The 853-nt window shown below is 52.4% G+C and carries 2 protein-coding genes; both read right to left on the bottom strand.

Annotated elements, in window-relative coordinates:
• Positions 1–566: hypothetical protein (locus AC1DRJ_RS30300; protein WP_477805356.1), on the bottom strand; the 566-nt coding region annotated here is incomplete at its 3' end.
• A gap of 54 nt (positions 567–620) precedes the next feature.
• Positions 621–853: PAS domain-containing protein (locus AC1DRJ_RS30295; protein WP_477805355.1), on the bottom strand; the 233-nt coding region annotated here is incomplete at its 5' end.

The raw sequence follows: 853 nt of genomic DNA, 5'->3' as shown, positions 1-853 counted from the left end.
AGGATGTATTGGCGCAGACGCTCGGTTTCGTCTTTGTCAGACTGATTCAATTCGTAGGCGTAGAAACCTTGCTCGCTTTCACGTTCAAAAGAACCGCGCAATGCAATCCGTTCATAGCCTGACGGGCTGAACCACAATGCAAAATGTTTGGGTGGTTTGGTCTTGTTGCGGACTTCCAGCAAAACCCCCTTGAACGAGATTTCGTGCACATACATTGTGCCGGGCTGGCCTTTGGCATTCTCCAGCGCCACGGGTTCTTCAAGTACCAGGCGCCAAGGACGAACCATTGGTCCGTCCTCGTAAATGCTCGGTACACCCAAGCGCAAATGCATCGCATGAAACTCGTCTTCCACCAAGTGCAGCGGAAAGGTCATTTGCTGATTTTCAAAATGTGCCTGGAGGGTGACTTGCTCATGAGCGGCGAGGCGCGTGAGCAGATCACGTATCTGCGAGCCACTGTTGACGAGCAGGCTCGACGTTGCATCACGCACATTGAGCTGTGGGTTGTGTTGCATGGTCTGGATGAAATCCAGTTCGTCCTGAGTCAGGAGTGCGTCGCGCTGCATGGCGTGCTCGAAAGATATAGATACAAAGTCATTGGTGATTGTAGTTAATGACCATTAATTCACAGTTTTGTTTTTGCCGTTCGTCGCTTTCAGCGCAGAAAGCTCCGCATGTGCCTCGGCCAGTTGTGCTTCCAGTTGCACAACCCGTTGCAGCGCTTTGACCTGAGTCGTGACGTCCTTCTGTACGCCGACGAAGTAAGTCTGCCCGTCGTGCGGGTTTTTCACCGTCGACAGCGAGAGTTCATTCCAGAAGGGGGTGCCGTCTTTGCGGTAGTTCCTGAGGATTT

The organism is Pseudomonas sp. P5_B2, from assembly GCF_056400445.1.
Note: the sequence above shows the minus strand (reverse complement) of the source record. Positions and strands in the feature narration are given on the sequence as shown.